This is a genomic window from uncultured Pseudokineococcus sp., from assembly GCF_947495735.1.
In the GTDB taxonomy this organism is placed as follows: domain Bacteria; phylum Actinomycetota; class Actinomycetes; order Actinomycetales; family Quadrisphaeraceae; genus Pseudokineococcus.
The window spans coordinates 368,826-394,925 of record NZ_CANMAA010000002.1 but is presented as its reverse complement, the minus strand read 5'-3'; the positions used below and the strand labels follow the sequence as shown (position 1 = coordinate 394,925).

Annotated in this window: 24 protein-coding genes, 1 tRNA gene, 1 pseudogene and 1 riboswitch; of the genes and pseudogenes, 21 read left to right on the top strand and 5 right to left on the bottom strand. The window is 77.4% G+C overall.

What is annotated here, in order from left to right:
- The first annotated feature begins 154 nt into the window (after positions 1-154).
- Positions 155-268, top strand: a riboswitch (TPP riboswitch).
- The 8 genes from thiM to proB all read left to right on the top strand — a co-directional run bounded on the left by thiM (position 259) and on the right by proB (position 7,285).
- Complete coding sequence (gene thiM, locus Q0848_RS04735) at positions 259-1,128, top strand: hydroxyethylthiazole kinase (RefSeq protein ID WP_299035534.1); 870 nt, start codon at positions 259-261, stop codon at positions 1,126-1,128. Its footprint overlaps the riboswitch before it by 10 nt.
- Positions 1,125-1,832, top strand: a complete 708-nt coding sequence (thiE, locus tag Q0848_RS04730; RefSeq protein ID WP_299035531.1) for a thiamine phosphate synthase — start codon at positions 1,125-1,127, stop codon at positions 1,830-1,832. The genes thiM and thiE overlap by 4 nt, the downstream gene beginning before the upstream one ends.
- On the top strand, positions 1,829-2,716 hold the full coding sequence (thiD, locus tag Q0848_RS04725; RefSeq protein ID WP_299035528.1) for a bifunctional hydroxymethylpyrimidine kinase/phosphomethylpyrimidine kinase: 888 nt from the start codon (positions 1,829-1,831) through the stop codon (positions 2,714-2,716). The genes thiE and thiD overlap by 4 nt, the downstream gene beginning before the upstream one ends.
- Positions 2,713-3,474, top strand: coding sequence for a TenA family transcriptional regulator (locus Q0848_RS04720; protein WP_299035525.1), 762 nt, complete (start codon positions 2,713-2,715; stop codon positions 3,472-3,474). Before thiD ends, Q0848_RS04720 begins: the two co-directional genes overlap by 4 nt.
- 204 nt (positions 3,475-3,678) lie before the next feature.
- Positions 3,679-3,999, top strand: a complete 321-nt coding sequence (gene rplU / locus Q0848_RS04715; protein ID WP_366146396.1) for a 50S ribosomal protein L21 — start codon at positions 3,679-3,681, stop codon at positions 3,997-3,999.
- A gap of 98 nt (positions 4,000-4,097) precedes the next feature.
- Positions 4,098-4,373, top strand: coding sequence for a 50S ribosomal protein L27 (rpmA, locus tag Q0848_RS04710; protein WP_299035523.1), 276 nt, complete (start codon positions 4,098-4,100; stop codon positions 4,371-4,373).
- Between the two features lie 171 nt (positions 4,374-4,544).
- Entirely contained in the window at positions 4,545-6,098 is a 1,554-nt protein-coding gene (gene obgE, locus Q0848_RS04705; protein WP_366146395.1) for a GTPase ObgE, read from the top strand.
- A 50-nt stretch (positions 6,099-6,148) separates the two neighbouring features.
- The gene (gene proB / locus Q0848_RS04700) at positions 6,149-7,285 is read left to right on the top strand and encodes a glutamate 5-kinase (protein WP_299035520.1); all 1,137 of its coding nucleotides are present in this window, start codon (positions 6,149-6,151) and stop codon (positions 7,283-7,285) included.
- A 72-nt stretch (positions 7,286-7,357) separates the two neighbouring features.
- On the opposite strand, the gene Q0848_RS04695 is transcribed toward proB, so the two are convergent.
- A complete protein-coding gene (locus Q0848_RS04695) occupies positions 7,358-7,771 on the bottom strand; it encodes a pilus assembly protein CpaE (protein ID WP_299035516.1) in 414 nt (137 codons plus the stop codon).
- Between the two features lie 183 nt (positions 7,772-7,954).
- Between Q0848_RS04695 and Q0848_RS04690 the strand changes: the two genes are divergently transcribed.
- From Q0848_RS04690 to Q0848_RS04635, 12 genes are all read left to right on the top strand, one after another.
- Positions 7,955-8,482, top strand: a complete 528-nt coding sequence (locus Q0848_RS04690; RefSeq protein ID WP_299035513.1) for an NfeD family protein — start codon at positions 7,955-7,957, stop codon at positions 8,480-8,482.
- On the top strand, positions 8,479-9,750 hold the full coding sequence (locus tag Q0848_RS04685; RefSeq protein WP_299035510.1) for an SPFH domain-containing protein: 1,272 nt from the start codon (positions 8,479-8,481) through the stop codon (positions 9,748-9,750). The genes Q0848_RS04690 and Q0848_RS04685 overlap by 4 nt, the downstream gene beginning before the upstream one ends.
- A gap of 127 nt (positions 9,751-9,877) precedes the next feature.
- Entirely contained in the window at positions 9,878-11,206 is a 1,329-nt protein-coding gene (locus Q0848_RS04680; protein WP_299035507.1) for a glutamate-5-semialdehyde dehydrogenase, read from the top strand.
- A 133-nt stretch (positions 11,207-11,339) separates the two neighbouring features.
- Entirely contained in the window at positions 11,340-11,576 is a 237-nt protein-coding gene (locus tag Q0848_RS04675; protein WP_299035504.1) for a hypothetical protein, read from the top strand.
- Positions 11,577-11,656: 80 nt separating this feature from the next.
- Complete coding sequence (gene nadD, locus Q0848_RS04670) at positions 11,657-12,298, top strand: nicotinate-nucleotide adenylyltransferase (protein WP_299035501.1); 642 nt, start codon at positions 11,657-11,659, stop codon at positions 12,296-12,298.
- Positions 12,295-12,564 carry a hypothetical protein gene (locus Q0848_RS04665; RefSeq protein WP_299035499.1) on the top strand — a complete coding sequence of 90 codons (270 nt, stop codon included), beginning with the start codon at positions 12,295-12,297 and terminating at the stop codon, positions 12,562-12,564. Before nadD ends, Q0848_RS04665 begins: the two co-directional genes overlap by 4 nt.
- Positions 12,565-12,650: 86 nt before the next feature.
- Positions 12,651-13,031, top strand: coding sequence for a ribosome silencing factor (rsfS, locus tag Q0848_RS04660; protein WP_299035496.1), 381 nt, complete (start codon positions 12,651-12,653; stop codon positions 13,029-13,031).
- Positions 13,028-13,654 carry a histidine phosphatase family protein gene (locus tag Q0848_RS04655; RefSeq protein ID WP_299035493.1) on the top strand — a complete coding sequence of 209 codons (627 nt, stop codon included), beginning with the start codon at positions 13,028-13,030 and terminating at the stop codon, positions 13,652-13,654. The genes rsfS and Q0848_RS04655 overlap by 4 nt, the downstream gene beginning before the upstream one ends.
- 133 nt (positions 13,655-13,787) lie before the next feature.
- Positions 13,788-13,860 (top strand) — tRNA-Ala (locus Q0848_RS04650).
- Positions 13,861-14,018: 158 nt separating this feature from the next.
- Positions 14,019-15,464, top strand: coding sequence for a glutaminase A (gene glsA, locus Q0848_RS04645; RefSeq protein WP_299035490.1), 1,446 nt, complete (start codon positions 14,019-14,021; stop codon positions 15,462-15,464).
- A 74-nt stretch (positions 15,465-15,538) separates the two neighbouring features.
- Positions 15,539-17,554 carry a metallophosphoesterase family protein gene (locus Q0848_RS04640; RefSeq protein WP_299035487.1) on the top strand — a complete coding sequence of 672 codons (2,016 nt, stop codon included), beginning with the start codon at positions 15,539-15,541 and terminating at the stop codon, positions 17,552-17,554.
- Positions 17,555-17,696: 142 nt separating this feature from the next.
- A complete protein-coding gene (locus tag Q0848_RS04635; RefSeq protein ID WP_299035484.1) occupies positions 17,697-18,647 on the top strand; it encodes a polysaccharide pyruvyl transferase family protein in 951 nt (316 codons plus the stop codon).
- A gap of 99 nt (positions 18,648-18,746) precedes the next feature.
- Here Q0848_RS04635 and Q0848_RS04630 read toward each other — a convergent pair whose 3' ends face one another.
- Together Q0848_RS04630 and Q0848_RS04625 are read right to left on the bottom strand one after the other, a co-directional pair.
- Complete coding sequence (locus tag Q0848_RS04630; protein WP_299035480.1) at positions 18,747-19,649, bottom strand: TIGR01777 family oxidoreductase; 903 nt, start codon at positions 19,647-19,649, stop codon at positions 18,747-18,749.
- A 158-nt stretch (positions 19,650-19,807) separates the two neighbouring features.
- Entirely contained in the window at positions 19,808-20,392 is a 585-nt protein-coding gene (locus Q0848_RS04625) for a DinB family protein (protein ID WP_299035477.1), read from the bottom strand.
- Positions 20,393-20,495: 103 nt separating this feature from the next.
- Here Q0848_RS04625 and Q0848_RS18985 point away from each other — a divergent pair.
- Positions 20,496-21,451, top strand: a pseudogene (locus tag Q0848_RS18985) (WYL domain-containing protein).
- A 60-nt stretch (positions 21,452-21,511) separates the two neighbouring features.
- Here the strand turns inward: Q0848_RS18985 and Q0848_RS04620 are convergent.
- Both Q0848_RS04620 and Q0848_RS04615 read right to left on the bottom strand, forming a co-directional pair.
- Positions 21,512-24,433 carry a leucine--tRNA ligase gene (locus Q0848_RS04620; RefSeq protein WP_299035475.1) on the bottom strand — a complete coding sequence of 974 codons (2,922 nt, stop codon included), beginning with the start codon at positions 24,431-24,433 and terminating at the stop codon, positions 21,512-21,514.
- A 70-nt stretch (positions 24,434-24,503) separates the two neighbouring features.
- Positions 24,504-25,745: an Nramp family divalent metal transporter gene (locus tag Q0848_RS04615; RefSeq protein WP_366146432.1), complete on the bottom strand. Its 1,242-nt coding sequence runs from the start codon at positions 25,743-25,745 to the stop codon at positions 24,504-24,506.
- Positions 25,746-26,100: the final 355 nt, after the last annotated feature.

Genomic DNA, 26,100 nt, shown 5'->3' with positions numbered 1-26,100 from the left:
GCCGACTTTCACGAGGACCCCGCCGCACCGCGGCGGGGTCCTCGTGCGTCCAGCCCCTCGCTCGTCCAGCCCGCCCGCCCGTCCGTCCCGGCCACGCGTCACGCGGTCCGGTGCGCACGTCCGGTGCGGCCCTGCCCGGGGGCGGGCTACGGTCTCCCTCGACACGGGGTGCTCGCGCACCGCCCTCGCCGAGGGCCCGCGAGCTGAGATCACACCCGTCGAACCTGCTCTCGTCAGCACGAGCGAAGGGATGTCGACATGAGCGCACCCACGGGCGGCCCCGGGGCCGTCACCGACCTCGCCGAGGAGGTCGCGCGGGCCACCGAGGCGCTGCGGGCCTCCCGGCCGCTGGTCTGCTGCCTGACCAACGAGGTCGTCGTGCAGATCTCGGCGAACGCGCTGCTCGCCGCGGGCGCCGCGCCCGCCATGCCCCGCCACCCGGCGGAGGCCGCGCAGCTCGCGGGCCTCGCCGGTGCGGTGCTCGTGAACCTCGGGACGGTCGACGACGTCCAGGAGGAGGCGGTCCGCCGCGCCGTCGCGTCCGCCGGGGCGGCCGGCGTCCCGTGGGTCCTCGACCCCGTGGCCGTCGGCGTCCTCGACCACCGGACGGCCCTGGCGCGCGAGCTCGTCACCCTGGGGCCGGTGGCCGTGCGGGGCAACGCCTCCGAGGTGATGGCCCTGGCCGGTGCGGGCGGGGGCGGCCGGGGCACGGACACCGCGCACGGCGTGGAGGAGGCGGCCGCGGCGGCCGCCGACCTCGCCGACCGCTCCGGGGCCGTCGTCGCCGTCTCCGGCGTCCGGGACCTCGTGGTCGCCCCCGGAGGCCGCCGCCTGCTCGTCGACGGGGGGTCCGAGCTCGGGACGCGCGTCACCGGCTTCGGCTGCGCCCTCGGCGCCCTGGTGGCGGCCTACGCCGCCGCGGCGCCCACCGACGCCCTGCTGGCGGTGGCGGCCGCCCACGCGCACGTCTCGGCGGCGGCGGGCGCCGCGGCCGCCGCCGCGCGCGGCCCGGGCAGCTTCGCCGTCGCCTGGCTCGACGAGCTCGACCGCGTCGGCGGCGCCGACGCGGCCCGGCTGGTCGGTGCCGAGCACGCCCCCGCGGGCGCAGCGACGGGCGCGGGGGCGTGAGCGGCGGGCGCAGGCCCTGGCGCGCGCTGCTGCGCGAGGACCCGGGCGCGGTGCTGCGCACCTACCTCGTGACCGACACCGCGCTGTGCGGGGGGCGCGGCGTCGTCGACGTCGTGCGGCGCGCCGTCGCCGGTGGCGCGGGCGTGGTCCAGGTGCGGGAGAAGGGCGGCGGCGGCGCCGAGCGCGCCGAGCTGGTCCGCGCCGTCGTGGCGGCCGTCGGGGGTCGCGCGCTCGTGCTGGTGGACGACGACGTGGAGCTCGCCGTCGCGTGCGGGGCGGACGGCGCCCACGTGGGCCAGGGCGACCTCGCGCCCCGCCGGGCGCGCCGGCTGCTGGGCGCGCACGCCGTGCTCGGCCTGTCCGCGGGCACGGCGGGGGAGGTGGACGCCGCCGCGGCGCTGCGCGAGGACGACGGCGCGCCCGTCGTCGACTACCTCGGGCTCGGTCCGGTGTGGGCCACGCCCACCAAGCCGGAGGCGACCGCGCCGCTGGGCCTCGCGGTGCTGGCCGACCTCGCGGCGCGCTCGCACGCGGCGGGCCTGCCGTGCGTCGCCATCGGCGGCGTCGACCTCGTGCGCGCGCCGTCGGTGCGCGCCGCCGGCGTGGACGGCGCGTGCGCCGTGTCGGCGCTGTGCGCCGCGCCGGACCCCGAGGCCGCGGCCGCCGCGCTCGACGCCCCCGTCCCGGGCGGGGCGGCGGCATGAGCGTCGTCGCCCTGACCGTGGCCGGCAGCGACCCCAGCGGCGGCGCCGGCGTCCAGGCCGACCTGGCCACCTTCGGCGCCCTGTCGGCCTTCGGCACCGCCGTCCTCACGGCGCTGACGGCGCAGAGCACGGCCGGCGTGGCCGGCGTCCACCCCGTGCCCGCGGCCTTCGTCACCCAGCAGCTCGAGGTGCTCCTCGACGACGTCGAGGTCGACGCCGCCAAGACGGGGATGCTCGGCAGCGCGGACGTCGTCGCCGCCGTCGCCGACGTGCTGGCCCGGCGCCCCCTGCCCGTCCTCGTCGTGGACCCCGTCATGGTGGCCACCAGCGGGGACCGGCTCCTCGCGGAGGACGCCGTGGAGGCCGTCCGCGACCAGCTGCTCCCGCTGGCGGACCTGCTCACGCCGAACCTGCCGGAGGCGGCCGTCCTGCTCGGCGCCGCGCAGGCCCGCGACCCGGAGGAGATGGCCGACCAGGCGCGGGCCCTGCTGGCGCTCGGCGCCCGGGGGGTGCTGCTCAAGGGCGGGCACGCGCCGCCGGGGCCGGACGGCGGGGGCGACGTCGTCGACGTCCTCGCCCTGCCCGAGGAGGGCGGGGGCGCTGCGGTGCACCACCTGGTGGGCGCCCGGCTGCGCTCGCGCGCCACGCACGGCACGGGCTGCGTGCTCTCCGCCGCGTGCGCGGCCCTGCGACCCCGGCGCCAGGGGTGGCTCGAGACCGTCACCGGGGCCCGCGACCACCTGGTCCGGGCCATCGCCGAGGGGGAGCGGCTCGGCGTGGGCCGGGCCGCGCGCTCGGGCGCCGGCCACGGACCGGTCCACCACCACGCGGGGTGGTGGGACGCCGCGACCGGCGACCCGGTGACCGCGGGGGGGCCGGCGTGAGCCCGGGGCCGGGAGGAGCCGGGAGCGCCGCGGCCGACGAGCGGGGCGAGGGCTTCCGGGCGCGCGTGGAGCGGGAGTCGGCACCGGTGCGCGAGGCCGTGGACGCGCTGCCCTTCCTCGCGGCGCTGGCGGACGGCAGCCTGCCTCCGGCGGTGTTCCGGCACTACCTGGAGCAGGACCGGTGCTACCTGCGCGAGTACGCGCGGGCTCTGGCCCTGCTGGCCGCGCGGGCGCCCGACCCCGCGCACGCGGCGGTCTGGGCCGGGTCGGCCGCCGGCGCCGTGGCCGCCGAGCGCGACCTGCACGCCGACCTGCTGGGGCACGCGCTGCTCGCCGCCGCCGGCGCGGGCTCCTCGGCGGGGGAGGCCCCCGTCCCCGGCGAGTCGCCCGCCCCCGCCGCCGAGCCGTCGCCGACGACGCTGGCCTACTCCTCCTGGCTGGTGGCGCAGGCGGCCACCGCCCCCTACGCCGTCGGCGCCGCCGCCGTGCTGCCCTGCTTCACCGTGTACGCCGAGGTGGGGCTGGCCCTCGCCGAGAGGGCGGCGCGCCGGGCCGAGCACCCCTACGCGCGCTGGACGGCCGCCTACGCCGAAGCGGCCTTCCAGCAGGCGTCCGCCCGGGCGGCCGACGTCGTCGTCGAGGCGGTCGCCGCCGACCCGGCGCACGAGGACGCCGCCGTGGCCGCCGCCGTGCGGGCGACGCGCTTCGAGTGGATGTTCTGGGACGCCGCCTCGCGGAAGGAGGGGTGGCCGCTCTGACCCCGCCGGGCACCTGGTTTGACCCCTGCGAGCCGTCGTCCGTACTCTTGCCGAGGCGCACCACCGGTGCGCCCTGCGCTGTGCGCGCCCCGGTCCCTCTCGAGGGTCGCCCCGAAGACCTCGGTCGGGCGGGTCGCCGCGCCAGCCCCGAGCAGTGATGCAGCCGTTCCGCCGGTCCAGACCGGTCGACGTCAGGAGAGTCCCGTGGTGTACGCGATCGTCCGCGCCGGTGGTCGGCAGGAGAAGGTGTCGGTGGGCAGCGAGCTGCTCATCGACCGGATCGGCGGCGGCACCCCCGCGGCGGGCAGCACGCTCGAGCTCGCGCCGCTCCTGCTCGTCGACGGCGCCACCGTGACCAGCGAGGCCTCGGCGCTCGCCTCGATCACCGTCACCGCCGAGGTGCTCGACGAGGTCAAGGCCGACAAGATCACCATCCTGAAGTACAAGAACAAGACCGGGTACCGGGTGCGCCAGGGCCACCGCCAGAAGCACACCCGCGTGCGCATCACCGCGATCGACAGCTGACAGCCGGCTGACCGCGCCGGCAGACCACGCCGGCGCCGCACGAACCGCACCACCCCCGCAGCAGCACCCACGGACCACCGCCGACCGGAGGCACAGCCATGGCACACAAGAAGGGCGCGAGCTCCAGCCGCAACGGCCGCGACTCGAACGCGCAGCGACTGGGCGTCAAGCGCTTCGGCGGCGAGGAGGTCAAGGCCGGCGCGATCATCGTGCGCCAGCGCGGGACCCACTTCCACCCGGGCGAGAACGTCGGCCGCGGCAAGGACGACACCCTCTTCGCCCTCACGCCGGGCGCGGTCCTGTTCGGCAGCCGCCGCGGCCGCCGCACGGTCAACATCGTGGAGAACGTCGCCACCGAGGCCGTCGCCGACTGACACCAGCACCACCTGCCGCCGGCCCCGCGCCGGCGGCGACCCGCGAGAGGGGTGAGCCGGTCGGCTCACCCCTCTCGCGCGTCCGGCCCCCGGCCGGGCGCACCCCTCGGCACCACCCCCCCAGCACCGGGCGCACGCGCCCCGGGTGCGCAGCAGACGCAGGAGGCCGCCGTGCCGATGTTCGTGGACCGGGTCGTCCTGCACGTGGCGGGCGGGAGCGGGGGGCACGGCTGCGCCTCCGTGCACCGTGAGAAGTTCAAGCCGCTCGGCGGGCCCGACGGCGGCAACGGCGGCCGGGGCGGAAGTGTGCGGCTGGTCGTCGACGCGTCGACGACCACGCTGCTCGACTACCACCACGCCCCCCACCGCACCGCGGGCAACGGCCGCCCCGGCGAGGGCGACATGCGCCACGGCGCCGCGGGCCAGGACCTCGTCCTGCGCGTGCCCGCCGGCACCGTCGTCAAGGACGCCGCCGACGGGCGCGTGCTCGCCGACCTCGTGGACGTCGGCACGGCGGTCGACCTGGCGCCGGGCGGCGCCGGCGGCCTCGGCAACGCCGCGCTCGCGACGAACAAGCGCAAGGCCCCCGGCTTCGCGCTCCTGGGCGAGCCCGGCTGGGAGGGCGACGTCGTCCTCGAGCTGAAGTCCCTCGCCGACGTCGCGCTGGTGGGGTACCCGAGCGCCGGCAAGTCCAGCCTCGTGGCCTCGATGTCCGCGGCGCGGCCCAAGATCGCCGACTACCCGTTCACGACGCTGGTGCCCAACCTCGGCGTCGTGGTCGCGGGCGACGAGCGCTTCGTCGTCGCCGACGTGCCCGGCCTCATCGAGGGCGCCAGCGAGGGCAAGGGGCTCGGCCTGCAGTTCCTGCGCCACGTCGAGCGCACCGCCGCGATCGTGCACGTGCTCGACTGCGCGACGCTCGAGCCCGGCCGCGACCCGATCAGCGACCTCGACGTCATCGAGGCCGAGCTCGCCCGCTACGCGGTCGACCTGACCGCGACGGGCGAGCCGGGGCTGCCGCTGGAGCAGCGTCCCGTGCTCGTGGTCCTCAACAAGGTCGACGTGCCCGAGGCGCGCGAGCTGGCCGACTTCGTGCGCCCCGAGCTCGAGGAGCGCGGCCACGAGGTGGTCGAGGTGTCCGCCGCATCCCACGAGGGCCTGCGCGAGCTGTCCTTCGCGATGGCGCGGCTCGTGCGCCGCGCCCGCGAGGCCGCGCCCGTGGCCGAGGCGCGCCGCATCGTGCTGCGCCCCCGCGCCGTCGACGAGACCGAGTTCGCCGTCACGCGCGAGGACGCCGAGGACGCGACCGACGGCGTCCGGTTCCGCGTGCGCGGCGACCGCCCCGAGCGCTGGGTGCGCCAGACCGACTTCGCCAACGACGAGGCGGTGGGCTACCTCGCCGACCGGCTCGCCAAGCTCGGGGTCGAGGAGGAGCTGTTCGCCGCCGGGGCCGTCGCGGGCTCCGAGGTCGTCATCGGCGACGGGCCGCGCGCCGTCGTCTTCGACTGGGACCCGACGCTCGTCGGGGGTGCCGAGCTGCTCGGCGGCCGGCGCGGCGAGGACCCGCGTCTGTCCACCGACGAGCGGCCGACCCGCGGGGAGCGGCGCCGCCTGATGGAGGAGCGCAAGGCCGGACGGGCCGAGACGCAGGCCGAGCTCGAGGCGGAGCGGCTCGCCGACCGCCGCGCGGAGCGGGGTGCTCCCGCCGACCGCGGGAACGGCTGAGCGTGACGGCGTCCTCCGCCGCCGCAGAGCCGCCCCCGGGAGCCTCCGCGGTGCGCTCCCGCGAGGACCTGCCGCGCGCCGGGCGCGTCGTGGTCAAGGTCGGCTCCTCGTCCCTGACGACGGCCGCCGGGGGTCTCGACGAGGACCGCCTCGGCGCCCTGGTCGGGGCCCTGCAGGACGTGCGCGCCCGCGGGGGAGAGGTGGTGCTCGTCTCCTCGGGAGCCATCGCCGCCGGCCTCGCCCCGCTGGGGCTCCTCCGCCGCCCGTCGGACCTCGCGACCCAGCAGGCCGCCGCCAGCGTGGGCCAGGGCCTGCTCGTCGCGGCCTACGCCCGGGCGCTCGAGCCGGCGGGGACGCCGGTGGGGCAGGTGCTGCTCACGGCGGAGGACGTCGTGCGCCGCGGGCACTACCGCAACGCCCAGCGCACCCTCGAGCGCCTGCTGGGGCTCGGCGTGCTGCCCGTCGTCAACGAGAACGACACGGTGGCCACCGACGAGATCCGCTTCGGCGACAACGACCGCCTCGCCGCGCTCGTCGCCCACCTCGTGCGGGCCGACGCGCTCGTGCTGCTCTCCGACGTCGACGCCCTGCACGACGGCCCGCCGTCGCGCCCGGGCAGCCGCCGCGTGCCGCTGGTGTCCGGCCCGGGCGACCTGGACGCCGTCGTCGTCGGCGGCACCGGTGGCGCGGGGGTGGGCACCGGCGGGATGGCGACCAAGATCGCCGCCGCCGACCTCGCGACGTCCTCGGGCATCCCCGCGCTGCTCACCAGCGCCGCGCTCGCCCGCGAGGGGCTCTCCGGGGCCGACGTCGGCACCTGGTTCGCGGCCACGGGGCGGCGGCGCCGCACCCGGATGCTGTGGCTGGCCCACGCCGCCCGCTCGCGCGGCGCGCTCGTCCTCGACGACGGAGCCGTCCGGGCCGTGCGCGACCGCGGCGCGTCCCTGCTGCCCGCCGGCGTGCGCGCGGTGCGCGGGGACTTCGAGGCGGGCGACGCCGTCGACCTCGTGGACTCGGCCGACCACGTGCTGGCCCGCGGGCTGGTGGCCTACGCCGCCGCGGAGGTCCCGCCCCTGCTGGGACGCTCCACCGGGGACAACGCCCGCGAGCTCGGCCCCGGCCGGGACCGCGTGCTCGTGCACCGCGACGACCTCGTGCTCGTCGCGCGGCCGCTGCCGCCGGGCTGACGCCCGCGGCCGCCGCCCGGTCGGCGCAGGGCGCCCGGCTCCGGTCCCGGCCCCGGCTTCGGTTCGGTCGCGTCAGGCGCTGCGCGCGGCGCGGGCGCGCACGGCCAGGACGGCGAGCGCGTACGCCTCCTCGGCGTCCTCGGACCGGGAGGCGCGGTCGCCGTCGGCGTCGCGGGTGCGCACGACGAAGCCGTCGTCGGTCCGCTCCAGGCCCGTGAACGACGTCCCGAGCAGCGCGCGCAGCTGGCCCTCGCGCGGCAGCCAGACGGCCTGCTCCGCGTCGACGGAGTCCAGGGCCCACTCGGTGGTGCCGTTGAAGCCGAGGACCCTGCCGGTGGCGTGCTCCTGGGCCTCCACGACCATCTCGGACAGGACGAACACCTCCTCGTCCATGCCGCGGTCGGTGATGACGAAGCGGTCCCCGGACGAGGGCTCCCAGGCGAGACCGGACGTGCGCAGGGCGCGGGCGGTGGAGACGGAGATCACGGGTCCTCCAGCGGGTCGGCGGGCGGTGCCGGGCTGCCTGCGATCCTGCGCCGGACGTCCCTCCCGCGCCACCACGGGGCCGGGTCCCGCTCGCGTCGGACCCGGCGGCTAGGGTCCGGCAGGAGCGACCAGGGCCGGTGGCGCCGCCGCCGACCGGGCCGACCGAGGGGCGGGGGTGCGCGCGTGGGTGGTCTCGAGGACCTCCAGTGGCTGCTGTGGGTGGGGCTGGCCCTGCTGCTCGGGGCCGTCGAGGTGGCCTCCCTCGACCTCGTCTTCGGCATGGTCGCCGCCGCCGCCCTCGTGGCGGCCCTCTCGGCCGCGCTGGGCCTGTCCCTCCCGCTGCAGGTCATCACCTTCGCGGTGGCCGCCTTCGTCCTGCTGGCGCTGGCTCGCCCCGCGGTGCTCCGCTACGTGCGGCCGCACCTGCCCCTGGTGGCGACGAACGCCGACGCCAACGTCGGCCAGCGCGCCGAGGTGCTCGAGCAGGTGACCGCCCGCGACGGCCGCGTGAAGCTCCGCGGCGAGGTGTGGAGCGCGCGCACCGAGTCCGGCGACGTGCTGCTGGCCGGAGCGGACGTCGAGGTCGTGCGCATCGACGGCGCCACGGCCGTCGTCCGCGCCCTGCCCCCCGCCGACCCGCCCGGCCGCCCCGCGCCCGGCACCAGCCCCTCCGGCCCCGACCCGTCCCCGAGTCCCTGGAGCCCCTCGTGACCCCCACCGTGGGCACCCTCGCCCTCTACGTCGTCCTCCTGCTCCTGGTCGTCTTCGTCATCGCCACCGTCGTCAAGTCCGTGCGGATCGTGTCGCAGGCCAGCGCCGTCATCATCGAGCGCCTGGGCCGGTACTCGCGCACGCTCGACGCGGGGCTGCACTTCCTCGTGCCCTTCATCGACAAGCCCCGGGCGGTCGTCGACCTGCGCGAGCAGGTCGTGTCCTTCCCGCCGCAGCCGGTCATCACCTCTGACAACCTCGTCGTGAGCATCGACTCGGTCATCTACTTCCAGCCCACGGACCCGAAGGCGGCGACGTACGAGATCGCCAACTACATCCAGGGCATCGAGCAGCTGACGGTCACGACGCTGCGCAACGTCGTCGGCTCGCTCGACCTCGAGCAGACCCTGACCAGCCGCGACCAGATCAACGGCCAGCTGCGCGGCGTGCTCGACGAGGCCACGGGCCGCTGGGGCGTGCGCGTGAACCGCGTCGAGCTCAAGGCCATCGACCCCCCGGCGAGCGTGCAGGACTCGATGGAGAAGCAGATGCGGGCCGAGCGCGACCGCCGCGCGACCATCCTCAACGCCGAGGGCGTCAAGCAGAGCCAGATCCTCACCGCGGAGGGCGACAAGCAGTCCTCCGTCCTGCGCGCCGAGGGGCAGGCCCAGGCCGCCATCCTCGAGGCCCAGGGCCGCTCGCGCGCCATCGTCGAGGTCTTCGGGGCCATCCACCGGGGCAACCCGACCCCGAACCTGCTCGCCTACCAGTACCTGCAGACGCTGCCGCAGATCGCGAAGGGCGATGCCAACAAGGTCTGGATCGTGCCGAGCGAGCTGAACGACGCGCTGAAGGGCGTCGGTGACGCGTTCGCCCGCCGCTCCGGCGACGGCGGGTCGCAGGACGACGCCGGGCAGGACGCCGCGGCTCAGCAGGGCGACCAGGGGTCGCCCGAGGGGGACGGCAGCGGCATCGCCGCCCACCTCGACGCGCCCGTGCTGGAGGACCCGGCCGAGGCGCTGCGACGCGCCCGCGAGGAGGCGGAGGGCGCCACGCGGGAGGCCGCCGCCGCCGAGGCGGGCACCCGCCGCGGGCGCCGCGCCCCCAGCAGCGGCGCCGACGTCCCGCCGGTCCCCGGTGACGAGGGGGTGGACCGGTCCGGTGCCGAGGCCACGGGCGCGGCGGCGCCCCCGCCCGCCGTCGGCGGTCCCGAGGACGTCCCCGGGTCCGCGGGCCCGGGCGGACCGGGCAGCCACCCCGCCCCCTGACGGGCGGGGAGGACGAGGGCCCCGGGCCGGACGAGCACGTCCCGTTCGGGACCCGCCGTCTGCGGCGGCCGTCCGCCGTCCGGGCACCGCGCCCGCGGCGGGCCGTGCTCGGCCTACCCTTCGGCGCATGAGCTCGGTCCTGGACGCGACCCCCTCGGCCACCACGAGCACCGGTGCGGCGGGCGACCCCGTCGAGGACGCGGTCCTGGCGGTGTGCCGGGCCGCCCGGGCCGCGAGCCGGTCGCTGGCCACCGCCACGCGGGCCCGCAAGGACGCGGCGCTGCTCGCGGTCGCGGACGCCCTCGTCGCGCAGTCGGCCCGCGTGGTCGAGGCCAACGGCCGCGACCTGGAGCGCGGCGCCGCCGAGGGGCTCGCCGAGAACCTGCTCGACCGGCTGCGCCTGGACGTCGACCGCCTGCGCGACATCGCCGGCGCCGTCCGCGACGTCGCGGGCCTGCCCGACCCGGTCGGCGAGGTCGTCCGCGGGCAGACGCTGCCCAACGGGCTGCGGCTGCGGCAGCTGCGCGTGCCCATGGGCGTCGTGGCGGTCGTCTACGAGGCCCGGCCGAACGTGACCGTCGACGCCGCCGCGCTGGCGCTCAAGAGCGGCAGCGCCGTCGTGCTGCGGGGCGGGTCGGCCGCCCGCGAGACGAACGCGGTCGTCGTCGCGGTCGTGCGCGAGGCCCTGGTCGCCCAGGGCCTGCCGGCCGAGCTCGTGAGCACGGTCGACGAGCACGGCCGCCCGGGCGTGCAGGCCCTCATGCGCGCCCGCGGCCTCGTCGACGTCCTGGTGCCCCGCGGCGGCGCCGGGCTCATCGCCGAGGTCGTCCGCTCCTCGACCGTGCCGGTCATCGAGACGGGCACGGGCAACTGCCACGTCTACGTCGACGCCGCCGCCGACCTCGCCAGCGCGCTCGAGATCGCCCTCAACAGCAAGACCCAGCGCACCAGCGTGTGCAACTCCGCCGAGACCGTGCTCGTGCACGCCGCGGTGGCCGACGCCTTCCTCCCGCCGCTGCTGGGGGCCATGGCGGCCGCCGGCGTCCGGCTGCACGGCGACGACGCCGTCCGGGCCGCGGCGGAGCACCTGCCCGGCGTGCAGGTGGAGCCCGCGACGGACGCGGACTGGGCCGCCGAGTACCTCGCGATGGAGCTGGCCGTCGGCGTGGTGCCCGACCTGGACGCGGCCCTGGCGCACATCGACCGCTGGTCCACCGGGCACACCGAGGCCGTCGTGACGCGCGACCTCGCGACCGCCGAGCGCTTCGCCGCGGAGGTGGACTCGGCGGCCGTCATGGTCAACGCCTCCACGCGCTTCACCGACGGCGCCCAGATGGGCCTGGGCGCGGAGATCGGCATCTCCACCCAGAAGCTCCACGCGCGGGGGCCCATGGGGCTCGCCGAGCTCACCACGACGCGCTGGGTCGTCACCGGCGACGGGCACGTCCGGCCGTGAGGTCCTCGGTGCGCCGCTCCTCCGCGGGGGCCGCCGGCCTCGTGGCCGCCGGGCTCGCGCGCCGCGTCGTGGCACACTGCCCGTGCGTCGGCCCGACCGGGCCGGTGCCGGAGATCCACGAGGAGAGCCACCGATGCTGAGCCGCGCGGTCGTCCAGGCAGCCGACGGAGAGGTCGACGGCGCCCACGAGATGCTCGTCAACGAGCTCCCGTTCGACTCGTTCTACTTCGGGCTCATCGCCTTCTCGGCGCTGATCGCGGTCCTGCTGCTGACGTACGCCTTCCGCAGCGTGGGCACGCGCCACCCCGACCGCGACGGCATGCACGAGGGCCCGCACTCCGGGCCCCACGACGCCGGCTCCGGGCACTGAGGCCACCGCTGGACGCGCGCGCCCCGGGCGAGCCGGTCCGGGTCTCCGGTGCCGCCGGCCCCGGCGAGGCCGGGCTCCCCGTGCCCTCCCCGGGACGGCGCCGCATCGGCGTCATGGGCGGGACGTTCGACCCCGTCCACCACGGCCACCTCGTGGCCGCGAGCGAGGTCGCGAGCGTCTTCGGGCTCGAGGAGGTCGTCTTCGTGCCGACCGGGCGGCCCTGGCAGAAGGACCACCGCGAGGTCACCGGCGCGGAGCACCGCTACCTCATGACCGTCGTCGCGACGGCGTCCAACCCCTCCTTCACCGTGAGCCGCGTCGACGTCGACCGCCCCGGCCCGACCTACACGGTGGACACGCTGCGCGACCTGAGCCGCACGACGGGCGACGCGCAGCTCTTCTTCATCACGGGGGCCGACGCCCTCCAGCAGATCCTCGGCTGGAAGGACGCCGACGAGGTGTGGGAGCTGGCGCACTTCGTCGGGGTCACCCGACCGGGCCACGAGCTCGCGGCGACGGGCCTGCCCGGTGACCGCGTGAGCCTGCTCGAGATCCCCGCGCTGGCCATCTCCTCGACCGACTGCCGCGACCGCGTCGCCCGGGGTGAGCCGGTCTGGTACCTCGTGCCCGACGGCGTCGTGCAGTACATCGGCAAGCACGGCCTCTACGCGCCCGCGGACGCCCCGGCGCGCGGGACGGCCGCCGACGGGACCCTCCCGTGAGCGGCCGCCAGCCGGCGGGGGCCGGCTCCGGGGACGAGCGGGCCGGCGAGGACCTGGCGCGGGCCGCGGACGAGCTGGCGGCCGTGGCGTCCCAGGGCCAGGCCGACGTGGAGAGCCCCACCGGTGTCGACGGCGCGCCGACCGGGTCCGACGTCGAGGGCGAGGACGCCGAGCCCGCCGGGTCCGGTGCGGTCGACCCGGACGACGTCGCCCCGGGGCCGGACGTGGAGGCGGACCAGGGGTCGGCCGGAGGTCCGGGCGCCTGAGCCGGCGGCCCGACCGGCGGCGCGCTCGTGCGTGAGACGCTGGGGACCCGGCTGCGGCGTCCCGCCGCGGCGCGTCTGGAGGACCCGTGACCGCCACCGACCGCTCCCTCGAGCTCGCCCGCGCTGCCGCCGAGGCCGCAGCCGACAAGCTGGCGGGTGAGGTGCTCGCGCTGGACGTCAGCGAGCAGCTCGTCATCACCGACGTCTTCGTCCTCGCCTCGGGGGACTCCGACCGGCAGGTCCGCGCCATCGTCGACGCCGTCGAGGAGCGCATGCGCTCCCTGGGCGCCAAGCCGGTGCGCCGCGAGGGGCTGACCGAGGCCCGCTGGGTCCTGCTGGACTACGCGGAGATCGTCGTGCACGTCCAGCAGGCCGAGGACCGTCGCTTCTACGCCCTCGAGCGGCTCTGGAAGGACTGCCCCGTCGTCGAGCTCCCGGAGTCGGTGCAGGCCGGACGCGAGGCGTGAGCCCCGCGCAGGTCGTCCTGTGGCGGCACGGGCAGACGACCTGGAACGCCGAGGGCCGCTGGCAGGGGCACACCGACATCCCGCTCAGCGAGCTGGGCGGCCAGCAGGTGCGCGAGGCCGCCGCCGTGCTCGCCGAGCGGGAGCCGGTCCGGCTCGTCAGCTCCGACCTCGTGCGCGCGAGCGCGACGGCCGGTGCGCTGGCCCTGGCGGCGGACCTGCCCGTCGCGCTCGACCCGCGGCTGCGCGAGGTCTTCGGCGGCGACTGGCAGGGCCTGCGACGCGCGGAGATCGAGTCCGGGTGGCCCGAGCTCCACGCGGCGTGGCTCGCGGGAGAGGACGTGCCTCCCGGCGGGGGTGAGCGCCGCACGGCGGCGGGCGCCCGGGTCGTCGCGGCGGTCGAGGAGCACGCGGCGTCCCTGGCGGACGACGAGGTGCTCGTCGTCGTCGGGCACGGCGGCGCCCTCGGCGCGGCGCTCCTGCAGCTGCTGGGGCTGCCGCGCGAGGCGGCGCCGCTGCTGACCGGCCTGCGCAACGCCCGCTGGACGTCGCTGCTGCGCGGGACGCCGGGCTCGGTGCCCTGGCGCCTGCTGGAGCACAACGCGGGGGCGTGGGCCGCCGCCTGACCGGCACAGGGCTCGTCCTGGCGGCTCCGCCGCCCTCGTCGGCGGGGGCGATTTGGACGCCGCGGAGGGGCCGGGCTACTGTTCTCCACGTCTTCCGGGGCAGCGCTCGCGCGCTGGCCGCGGAGGTCGGTCCGGGGCTGTGGCGCAGCTGGTAGCGCACCTCCATGGCATGGAGGGGGTCAGGGGTTCGAGTCCCCTCAGCTCCACCGGACGACAGCGGGCCCGCTCCCCTCGGGGGGCGGGCCCGTTCTCGTCGGTGGGCCGGTTCTCGTCGGTGGGCCGGGTCGCCGTCGACGGTGCGGGCCGGTCGCGCCGTCGTCCTCGTCCCCGCGCCGGAGGCGGCGGCCTGTGGTGGGGTCGCGGGATGACGTCTGACGGCCTGGTCACCGCCCACCTGCGCCACGTCCTCGAGGACAGCCTCGCCGACACCAGCGGCGAGCGGGCGACGGACGTGCCCCAGCTCGCCGACGCCGACCCGGACCTGTTCGGCATCGCCCTCGCGACGCTGGACGGGCACGTGCACGCGGTCGGGGACGTCGACGTCCGCGCCACCCTGCAGTCGCTGTCCAAGCCCTTCGCCTACGCCCTCGCGGTCGCCGACCTCGGGGTTGACGAGGTGCGGCGGCACGTGGACGTCGAGCCCTCGGGGGAGCCGTTCGACGCCATCAGCATCTCGCCGACGACCGACCGGCCGCGCAACCCGATGATCAACGCCGGTGCGCTGGCGGCGACGTCCCTGGTGCGGGGCGCCGACCCCGACGAGCGCGCGGAGCGCGTGCGCGCCCTGTGCTCGGGGCTCGCGGGCCGGGAGCTGGACGTCGACGAGGACGCCGCCGCGGCCGAGCTCGAGAGCGGCCAGCGCAACCGCGCCATCGCCCACCTGCTCCTGGCGCACGGCCGGCTCGGCGTGGACGACCCCGAGGACGCCGTCCGGGCCTACGTGCGCCAGTGCGCGCTCCTCGTGGACGTGCGCGACCTGGCCGTCATGGCGGCCACCCTCGCCGGCGGCGGCGTCAACCCGCTGACGGGCCGGCGCGTGCTCGAGACCTGGGTGGTGCGCCACGTCCTGTCGGTGATGCTCACGTGCGGCATGTACGACGCGGCGGGGGACTGGGTGGCCACGGTCGGCCTCCCGGCGAAGAGCGGCATCAGCGGCGGGCTGATGGCCGCGGTGCCGGCCGAGCTCGGCGTCGCGGCGTGGTCGCCCCGGCTGGACCCGCACGGGCGCAGCGTCCGCGGCCTGGCGGCCGTCCGCCGGCTGTCCGCGGAGATGGACCTGCACACCCTCCACGTCCACCGGGGCGGGCGGCCGCCCGTCCGCTCGTCCACGACGCTGGCCGACAGCCCCTCCTCGCGCGAGCGCGGCCCCGAGGACGCGGCTCGCCTCGCGCGGGACGGGCACCGCTCGCTCGTGCTCGCGCTCCACGGCGACGTCCTGTTCGCGGCGGCGGAGCGGGTGGTGCGCGCGGTGGAGGAGTCGCAGGAGGGCCTGGAGGCGGTCGTGGTGGACCTGCGGGCGGTGGACGAGGTGGTGCCCGCCGCGGCCCGGCTGCTGCGCGCCCTGCCGCGCGCCCTGCCCGGTGGAGGCCGCCGGGTCTTCGTCGTCGACCCCGCGGGCCTGCTCGACGGCGCGCTGAGCACCCAGGGGTCCCGGGACGACGGCGCCGGCGGCGACGACGACGGCGGTCCGGTCGTCGTCGGCGACGTCGACGAGGCGCTCGCCGCCGCCGAGGACCGGGTCCTCGGCCGGGCCGACGCCCCGCGGGCGCAGGGCGACGCGGAGGTGGACGGCGGTGCGCCGCGACCGTGACAGTCCCGTGACGGCCCGTGCGGCCCGCCCCCTCCGCGGGCGGGGAGGCGTCCGACATCGGTGATGATCGGGGGGTGGACGACGAGCAGCAGCACGGGCGACCCTCGGCCGTCCCGACGTCCAGGCCGCGCCCCCGGCGCCGGCGGGCGGTGGCCGCCTGGTCGGCCCTCGTGGTCGCCCTCGGCCTGGTCTCCGCCGTCTACGGCGTGACCTCGGCGTCCGCCGAGGCGAGCCTCGGGCCGCACGTGGCGCAGTACTCGGTCACGACCGACGCCGAGGTGGCCGTCGACCTCGGGCCCCTCGGCGCGCTCGTCATCGACTCCCCGCTGCCCCTGCACCTGGGCGTCGACGTGGTCGTCGACGAGATCCCCCGCGACGTCACCGACATCGGGGCGCCGACGAGCACCGTGGACCTGCTGGGCGGGGACCTCGACCGCTACGTGCAGCTCTTCACCGCCCCGCAGGCGACCCTGGACGTCGTCCAGCGCGCTCTCGTGCTCGACGCCGTGCGCGGCTGGCTCCTGGTCTGGGGTCTGCTCGTGCTGGTCGCCGTCGTCGCCCGCGTGGCCCTGGGGCCCCGCCGGCGCGAGGAGCTGGCGGTGCTCGGGCGCCGCCACCGGGCCGTGCTCGCGGCGGTGCTCGCGGTCTCGCTGGTGGGTGCCGCGGTCGTGGCGGGGCTGCGCCCCCAGGCCCAGCGCGACGCCGCCAGCCAGGAGGCCTCGCCCGTCTTCGACGGCACCCCCCTCGAGGGCGCCCGCATCACCGGGCGGCTGGCGAGCGTCGTGGACCTCGTCGGCGGGTACGTCACCGAGCAGGTGCGGGCCAACGACGAGTTCTACGCCCGGGTCACCGCCGGCCTCGAGCGCGCCTGGGCGCAGCGCAGCACCGACGACCCGGGCCTGCTGGGGGCGTCCGCCCCGTCGCCGACGGCCGGGGCTCCCGCCGACCCCGGCGCGACCCCCACCGGGACGTCGCCGGGCGCTCCCGCGGAGGCCCCCCTCCCCGCCCCTGCCCCCACGACGGCCACAGCCACCGCCGGCGCCACCGCCCCGGGCGCACCGGCTCCGGGCGCCACGGCCGCGCCGTCGGCGACGCCGTCACCGACACCGGCGCCATCGCCCCTGCGCGGGGAGGACCTGGTGACGGCCCTCGTCGTCAGCGACGTCCACTGCAACGTCGGCATGGCGGGGCCGGTCGGGCGCCTCGCCGAGCTGGCGGAGGTCGACGTCGTGCTGAACGCCGGGGACACCACGATGAACGGCACGGCCGTGGAGCAGACGTGCGTGCAGGCCCTCGCCGGTGCGCTCGCCGACGTCCCCGTCGTCGTCGCCGACGGCAACCACGACAGCGCCGAGACGACCGATCAGGAGGAGGCGGTCGGCTGGACGGTCCTGGACGGCGAGGTCGTCGAGGTCGCCGGCCTGCGCCTGCTCGGCGTCCCCGACCCGCGCTCCACGCGGCTGCTCCAGGGCACGTCCTCGACGGCGGGCGGGTCCGCCGAGGAGACGGCGGAGCGGCTGGTGGCCGAGGCCTGCGCCGAGGAGGTCGACCTCCTGCTGGTCCACGACCCCTCGATCGGCGCCACCGCCCTCGAGGAGGGCTGCGCCCCCGCGCTCGTGTCCGGGCACTACCACGTGCGCACGGACCCGACGCAGGTCGGGGAGGGCGTCCGCTACATCAGCTCCAGCACCGCGGGGGCCGCGCTCGACCAGCTGACCGTGGGGCCCCTCAACGGCACGGCGGAGATGACCCTGCTGCGCTTCGACGCCGCGACCGGTGACGTCGTCTCCTGGCGCCTCGTCAGCGCGACGCCCGACGCCGAGGTCGCCGTCGGTCCGTGGCGCACCTGGCCGCAGGTGTCCTCGACGGCGACCCCGGTCGAGGACGCGCCGGCGACTCTCCTGCCCGCGGGAGAGCCCGACGACGGCCCCGAGGCCCCGCCGGACGCCCCGGGGCAGCCGGCCCTCGACGAGGACGGCGAGGCCGTGGACGCCCAGGCCGTGGACGGCGGGGGCGGGCCCGCCGGCCCGACCGGGCCGTCGACCACGACGGCCGCTCCGAGCGGGTCGGACGCCACCGCGGACTCCTGAGGCGGTGCCCCGTCCTGGCGCGGCGACCGGGGCGCGAGCCCCGTCGGGGTCGTCCGGTGCCAGGGTCTCGGGCAGGGCGGCCTCCCGGTCCCGTGGACGGGCCCCTGCGCGCGACGGGGCGCGGGCGTGGGAGCGTCCCGCCGTGGACGACACCTCCTCCCAGGATCCGACCCCCGCCAGGTCGACCCCCGACGGCGTCGCGCGCCGCGTGCTCGTGACCGGCTGGTTCAGCGTGCCCGACGGCGAGATCACCGCCGGGGACCTGCTGGCCCGCGACGCGGCCGTCGCCGACCTCGAGGCGCTCGGGGAGCCCTTCGACGTCGCGATGACCCGGACCTTCGCGCCGGACGACTCCTCGAGCGTCGACCTCGAGCGCGTCGACCCGGCGCGCTACGACGTCGTCCTCTGGGTGTGCGGCCCCGCCCGCGGGCGCCAGCTGCAGCGCGTCGCCGACCGCTTCCCGGCCGCCCGGCTGGTCGGCGTCGACGTGTCCGTCGTGGACGGCCTGGCCCCGCTGCACGCCGCGCTGGCGCGCGACGGCGACGGGCCGCCGCGCCCCGACACCTCCGTGCTCGTGCCGGTGCCCGCCGTGCCGGTCGTGGGCCTGTGCGCGGCCCACGCCCAGCACGAGTACGGCGACCGCCAGCGCCACGACGTCGTCCACGACGTCGTGCTCCCCGCGCTGGCCTCGGCGCCCGGGCCCGGTGGTCCGCCCGCCGTCGTGCCCTTCGACACGCGCCTCGCGACGGGGGAGCCGCACGTGCCCTCGACGGCCGCCCAGGTGGAGGCCCTCCTGCGCCGCTTCGACGTCGTCGTGAGCAGCCGGCTGCACGGCGTCGTCCTCGCGCTGAAGAACGGCGTGCCGGTGGTCGCGCTCGACCCGGTCGAGGGCGGCGCCAAGGTGGCGGCGCAGGCCCGCGCGCTCGGCTGGCCGGTGCTCCTGCCGCACGAGGTGACGACCGAGCGGGTGCAGGAGCAGCTCGCGTGGGCGCTGACCGACGCGGCGCGCCAGGCCGCCCGCGGGGTCCTGCCGGCGGCGCAGGAGGCCCTCGCCGGCTCCGCGGAGCAGCTGGGGGCCCTTCTGCGCCCCTGAGCCCTCCTGCGGCGGTCGAGGCGGGCAGGTCGAGGGGTGCGGACTCCGACGCGGTCCTGCGCGTCCTGCGTCCACGCCCACGTCCCGGCGGCCGCCCTCTCAGCGCAGCAGGTCGGCGAGCGCTCCCCGCAGGTCGGGGTGCTCGAAGTGGAAGCCGCTGCGCAGCAGCCGGACCGGGAGGGCCCGCCGGCCCGTGAGCCCGAGCGCCGGGTCGCTGCGCAGCGCGAGAGCGCCGAGCCGGACGACGAGGGCCGGCGTCGGGGGAGCGGGCGGACGCCGCAGCGCCCGGCGCAGCTCGGCCATCAGCTCGGCGTTGCGCACCGGCGCCGGGCTGCTGGCCACGACGACGCCGTCGAGCCCGCCGGCCGGGTCGAGCGCGGTGCGGACGACCGCGAGCCAGTCCTCGACGTGGACCCAGGACACCCACTGGCGGCCGCTGCCCACGCGTCCCCCGGCTCCCAGGCGCACGAGGAGGAGCAGCCGGTCCAGCGCGGGCGTCCCGCGCTCGAGGACGACGCCCGTGCGCAGCAGGACCGCCCGCTGCGCCGGCAGGTCGCGCGCGGCGTCCTCCCAGGCGCGCGCGACCCCGGCCATCTGCGGCGGGCCGTCCGCGGGCGGCGAGGCCTCGGTGAGGACGGCGTCGCCCGCGTCGCCGTGGACGGCCAGGGTCGAGGCCTGCACCCAGACCGGCACCGGCCGCGCCCGCTGCGCGGCCGCGGCGGCCAGCGCCCGGGTGGGCTCGACGCGCGAGCGCGTGAGCAGGGCGGTGCCGGCCCTGGTCGGACGGCGGTCGACCAGCTCGCCGGCGAGGTTCACGACGGCGGCGCCGTCGAGCTCGGCGGCCCACGGGCCGACCGAGCGCCCGTCCCAGCCCACCTGGCGGTGCGCGCCGGGTCGGCCGGGGGAGCGCGTCAGCACCACGACCTCGTGGCCCCGCCCCGCGAGGTCGTCGCACAGCCGCCGTCCCAGGGCGCCCGACCCGCCCGCCACCACGACCTTCACGTGCGCCTCCTCGCTCGTCGACCCCCGCCCCGCCGACCTCAGCCTGCCGCCCTCCCCGCCGCTGCGGGGCGGTGAGGGCGGAAGAGCCCGGCGACGGGGCGTGGTCGCGGCGGCCGCCTGCGGCGTCGTCCGACGCCAGACCCGCCCAGCGGTGGCCGTCACGCGGACGGCGGCTCGACGTCGCCCTCCGGCGGGGTCCAGGGCTGGACGAAGGCGTTGGGCGACCATCCCTCCACGGCGGCGAGCAGCGACGCGGCGCTGGCGCCGTCGATCTGCTCCCGCAGGACGTCGGCGTGCCCGGCGTGGCGCGCCAGCTCCTCGACGTGGTGGACGAGCCGGAAGCGCTGCACGGAGGGAGCGGGCTCCGTCTGGCCGAACCACGGGGCCGGTGGCTCCACCACGTCCGCGGCCGGGTCGGTGGCGCGCACGCGAGCCAGGTAGTCCGCGCGGGTGCGGTCGAAGACCTCGAGCGCACCCGCCAGGGTCTCGTCCTCCGCGAGGGCGAAGCTCGCCCGGAAGCGGGCGACGTCGGCGGGGTCCGGCTCCGCGGTGGTGGTCAGCCGTCCCTGGAGGACGTGGCTGACGTGCTTGAGGATCCCGCCGATCGACAGGGCGCTGCGGCACGGCGTCCGCCGCGCCTGCTCCTCGGTCAGGCCGTGCGCCGACGCGCGGATCGCCGACATCTGCTGGTCGAGGTAGCCGACCAGCACCTCGATCTCCGACCACTTCCCGGGACTGATCATCTGGACCTCCGCACGACGTCGCTGCTGTGGACGAGAGCGACCGTAGGAAGCGCAGCGGCCAGTTCCCGTCCGCAACGGGTCGCGGGTCCGGCAGGGTGGGGAGGTGGCCGCTACCAGCGCGCGCACCCTGCGCCTGCTCTCCCTGCTGCAGTCGCAGCGGGACTGGACCGGAGCCGACCTCGCCGAGCGGCTGGGGGTCTCCGCCCGCACCCTGCGTCGCGACGTCGACCGCCTGCGCGACCTCGGGTACCCCGTGACCGCCGCCCGCGGCGTGCACGGCGGGTACCAGCTCGCGGCCGGCGCGTCGCTGCCCCCGTTGGCGCTCCAGGACGACGAGGCCGTCGCGCTGGTCGTGGGGCTGCAGACGGTCGTGGGGGCCGCTCCGGCCCTCGCCGAGCCCGCGCTGCGGGCCCTGGCCACGGTGGTGCGGGTGATGCCTCCGCGGCTGCGGCGCCAGGTGGACGCCCTGCGCTCGACGACCGCGTCCGGTCCGGCACCCGTGGGCGCTCCGGGTCCTGACCCGGCCGTGCTGCTGGCGGTGGCCCAGGCCGCGCAGGCCGGGGAGCGCCTCGTCCTCGCCTACACCGGGGCCGACGGGAGGGCGAGCACGCGCAGCGTCGAGCCCCACCACCTCGTCCCGCTCTGGCGGAACTGGTACCTGCTGGCCCACGACCTCGACCGCGCGGACTGGCGGGTCTTCCGCGTCGACCGCATCGCCTCGGCCGAGGGGTGCGGTGCGCGCTTCCGCCGTCGCGACCTGCCCGACGCCGACGTCGCCGCGTGGGTCCGGCACCGCCTCGACACCGCGCCCCTCGGGCACGAGGTGCGCGCCGTCCTGGACTGCCCCGCCGACCGCGCCAGGGACCGGCTGGGCGCCTGGGCGCCCGTCGAGGACCTGCCCGGCGGTCGCTGCCGGGTGTCCCTAAGCCCGACGCCCTGGACTGGGTCGCCTCCGCGCTCGGGCGAGCGGGGTGCGAGATCCGCGACGTGCACCCGCCGGAGCTCGTGGCGCTCCTGGGGGAGTGGTCGGAGCGGTTCGGCCGGGCGGTCCAGCGATGAGGGCGCGCGGCCCGGGGCTGCGGGCCGCGCCCCTCCTGCGGGAGGGGCGCGGTCCCGCGGTCAGACGACGACGTTGACCAGCGAGGGCGCGCGGACGACGACCTTGCGGACGGGGGAGTCCCCGACGACGCGCTGGACGCCGGGGTCGGCGAGGGCGCGCTCGCGCAGCTCGTCCTCGCCGATGTCGGCGGGCACCTGCAGGCGGGCGCGGACCTTGCCCCTGACCTGGACGACGGCGGTGACCTCGACCTCGACCAGCAGCGCCTCGTCCGCCGTCGGGAACGGCTCGCGGACCAGCGAGCCGGTGTGCCCGAGCCGCTCCCAGAGCTCCTCCGCGACGTGCGGGGCGAGCGGGGCGATGAGCAGGACCAGCTGCTCGGCCACCTCCCGCGGGGTCGACCCGCGCTTGACGAGGTGGTTGTTCAGCTCGATGACCTTGGCGAGGGCGGTGTTGAAGCGCAGGCCCTCGTAGTCGCGGCGGACGCCGTCGACCGTGCGCGCCAGCGCGCGCGCCGTGGCGTCGTCGACGGGCTCGTCGGTGACGCGCAGGTCACCGGTCTCCTCGTCGACCACGTTGCGCCACAGGCGCTGCAGGAAGCGGTAGGAGCCGACGACGGCGCGGGTCTCCCACGGCCGGGCGGCGTCGAGGGGCCCCATGCCCATCTCGTACAGGCGCAGGGTGTCGGCGCCGTACTCGGCGGCGATCTCGTCGGGCGCCACGGCGTTCTTCAGCGACTTGCCCATCTTGCCCAGCTCGCGGGTGACGGGCTGTTCCTGCCAGGAGTACGAGGTGCCCGAGGGCCCCTCGGCCTCCTCGACCTCCGCCGCCGGGACGGCGATGCCGCGGGCGTCGCGGAAGACGTACGCCTGGATCATCCCCTGGTTGAACAGGCGGTGGAAGGGCTCCGAGGAGCTGACGTGGCCGAGGTCGTGCAGCACCTTGTGCCAGAACCGCGCGTAGAGCAGGTGCAGGACGGCGTGCTCGGCACCGCCCACGTACAGGTCGACGCCGCCCAGCGGCTTGTCCTCGCGGGGGCCCATCCAGGCGCGCTCGAGCTCGGGGTCGACGAGGCGCTCGCTGTTCGTCGGGTCGAGGTAGCGCAGCTCGTACCAGCACGACCCGGCCCAGTTGGGCATGGTGTTGGTCTCGCGCCGGTAGGTCTGCGGCCCGTTCCCGAGGTCGAGGGTGACCTCCACCCAGTCCTGGCGCCGCGACAGCGGCGTCTCGGGGGAGGTGTCGGCGTCGTCGGGGTCGAAGGTGCGCGGCGAGTAGTCGTCGACCTCGGGCAGCTCGACCGGCAGCATCGAGTCCGGCAGCGCGTGCGCGACGCCGTCGGCGTCGTAGACGACGGGGAAGGGCTCGCCCCAGTAGCGCTGCCGGCTGAAGAGCCAGTCGCGCAGGCGGTAGGTCGTCGTCGGGCGGCCCTGGCCGCGCTCGGCGAGCCAGGAGGACATGCGCTCGACGGCGTCGGGGACGGCGAGCCCGTCGAGGACCACGCCCTCGGCGCCCAGGCGCCCGCGGGCGTCCGAGCCCGTGACGACGCCGTCCTTGGCCGTCCACGCGGTGGCCCACGTCGAGGCGTCCTGGCCGCGGTCGTCGGTGGGCACCACGACGCAGCGCAGCGGCAGCTCGAGGGCGCGCGCGAAGTCGAAGTCGCGCTGGTCGTGCGCGGGCACCGCCATGATCGCGCCGGTGCCGTAGCCCATGAGCACGTAGTCGGCGACGAAGACGGGCACCTGCTCGCCCGTCGCCGGGTGGGTCGCCGTGGCGCCGGTGAAGACCCCGGTCTTGACCTTCCCCTCCTCCTGGCGCTCGACCTCCGTGCGCGCGGCGGCGCGGCGGGCGTAGGCGTGCACCGCCTCGCGCGGCGTCGCGGCGCCCCCGGTCCAGCTGTGAGGCAGCGGGTCCCCGGCCGGCGTCCGCGCCGGCCACGACGCCGGCAGCACGGTGTCCACGAGCGGGTGCTCGGGCGCGAGGACCAGGTAGGTGGCGCCGAAGAGCGTGTCGGGGCGCGTCGTGAAGACCTCGACGACGCCGTCCCCGGCGCCCTCCCCGCCCTCGACGGCGAAGCGCACGTGGGCCCCGGCGCTGCGCCCGATCCAGTGCCGCTGCTGGATCTTGATGGCCTCGGGCCAGTCCAGCGGCTCGAGGTCGTCGACCAGGCGGTCGGCGTAGGCCGTGATCCGCATCTTCCACTGGCGCAGGGAGGCGGTGAAGACGGGGAAGTTGCCGCGCTCGGAGCGGTTGTCGGCCGTGACCTCCTCGTTGGCCAGCACCGTGCCGAGACCCGGGCACCAGTTGACCGGCGCCTCGTCGACGTAGGCCAGGCGGTGGCGCGAGAGCACCTCGTCGCGCTCGACCGGCGTCAGGTCGGCCCACGGGCGGCCGTCGGGCGTGGGGCGCGAGCCGTCGGCGAACGCGGCCACGAGCTCGGTGATCGGCCGGGCGCGCTGCTGCTCGTCGTCGTACCAGGAGCCGAAGACCTGCAGGAAGATCCACTGCGTCCACCGGTAGTACCCGGGGTCGATCGTGGAGACCGAGCGGTGCGGGTCGTGGCCCAGCCCGAGGCGGCGCAGCTGCTCGCGCATCGTCGCGATGTTGGCCAGCGTGGAGGTGCGCGGGTGCGTGCCGGTCTGGACGGCGTACTGCTCGGCCGGCAGGCCGAACGCGTCGTAGCCGAGGGTGTGGAGCACCTCGCGGCCGGACATCCGCAGGTAGCGGCTGTAGACGTCGGTCGCGATGTAGCCCAGCGGGTGCCCGACGTGCAGGCCCGCTCCCGAGGGGTAGGGGAACATGTCCATGACGAAGGCCGTGCTCGAGCCGGGCTGCGGCTCGCGCGCCGCGTACACGTCGTCGTCGAGCCACCGCTGCTGCCACCGCGCCTCCACGCGCGCCGCGAGGGCGGCGTCGTAGCGGCTGGCGGGCGCGTCGGCCGCTGCGGAGGAGCCGGTCTCGGCGGGGGCGGAGGAGTCGGGAGCCACGGGTCCGCAGGGTAGTGCGGCCCGCCGACGGCGCCGGACGCCGCAGCCGGGTCGCGTCCGTCGAGGGCGGTCAGGCGAGGTAGCTGCGCAGCTGCTCGACGCACAGGACGACGAAGAGCAGGCCCGCGACGGTGAGCAGCACGTTGCTCAGCCAGCCGTTGCGCCAGGCCCGCGGCACGCGCGAGGTGTTGAGCAGCCACAGCAGCGTGCCGGCCAGGAAGGGCATGAAGAGCGCGCCCAGCACCCCGTAGGCGAGCACGAGCTGGAAGGGCTGGTCGACCAGCAGCAGGAGCATCGGCGGGAAGGTCAGCCACAGGACGTACGCGCGGAACGGCGCGGTGCGCTCCGGTCGGTCCGCGCGAGCCGGCGAGCCGCTCCCCCCGCGGACCGTGGCCACGAAGTCGGCGAACAGCAGGCTGACGCCGTTCCAGACCCCCAGGAGCGAGCTGAAGGCCGCGGCGAAGAAGCCCACGAGGAACGTCGTCGCCACGACGGGGCCGAAGCGGTCCTCGAGGACCTCGCCGAGGTCGAGGAGCCCGCGGTCCCCGCCCTCCAGGCTGATCTGCGCGGCGTTGAGCAGCTCGGTGCCCACGACGAGCATCGCCACGACGAAGACGCCCGTGGTGACGTAGGCGATCCGGTTGTCCCAGCGCATGACCCGCACCCACCCGGCGTCGCGCCAGCCCTTGGCGTTCACCCAGTACCCGTAGGCGGCCATGGTGATGGTGCCGCCCACCCCGCCGACGAGGCCGAGCGTGTAGATCACCGAGCCGTCGGGGAGGCGGGGGACCAGCCCGGCGAGCATCGCGGGCACGTCCGGGGCGACGAGGACGGCGAGCCCGACGACGACGACGAACATGACGCCGATGAGGGCGGTCATGATCTTCTCGAAGACGGCGTAGCGGCTCGTCAGGGCCAGGACGAGGCCGAGGACGCCGCACAGCGCGCCCCAGGCCGGCAGGGGCAGGAGGCCGGGGAAGAGGGCGGCGAGCGGGAGGGCGCTCGCCGTCATCGCCGTGGCGCCGTAGACGAAGCCCCACAGGACGATGTAGGCGCCGAAGTAGCCCGTGGCCCAGCGGGTCAGCGAGCGCCAGCCCTGGATGACCGTCGTCCCCGTGGCCAGGTGGAAGCGCCCCACCGCCTCGGCGAGGGAGATCTTCACGACGCAGCCGACGACGGCCGCCCACAGCAGGACGTACCCCAGCTCGGCGCCGGCGATGAGGGTGGCCACGAGGTCCCCGGCGCCCACCCCGGTCGCGGCGACGACGATGCCCGGGCCCACCCGCCGCAGCCCCGGGCGCCGCTGGGGCACGTCCGCACCGGGGCCGGCGTCGGGCGGCTCGGTGCGTCCCCCGGGCGCGGCGGGGCCGTCCGCGGCCCCCCGCCCGGTCGGCCGATCGGGGTGGTGCTCGGGGGAGGTGGCGGCGTCCACGGCGGGTTCCTCCTCGGGGGCTGGCCTCGTGCGCCCCCGGGGCGGGCGAGGCTCCGCCGCGGCGGTGCGGCGTCGGTGCGGGCACGAGCGGTCGGTGGGGCGGAGCAGACCGTAGGGGCCCGGCGCCCGCGGCGGAAGGGACGGCGGCGGTGTCCGCGGGGCGCGCACAGGCGGGCGGGCGGGCCCGGCGTCAACAGGTCGGGCGGTCGGCGGAGGGGGCCCGCGGCCACGGGGG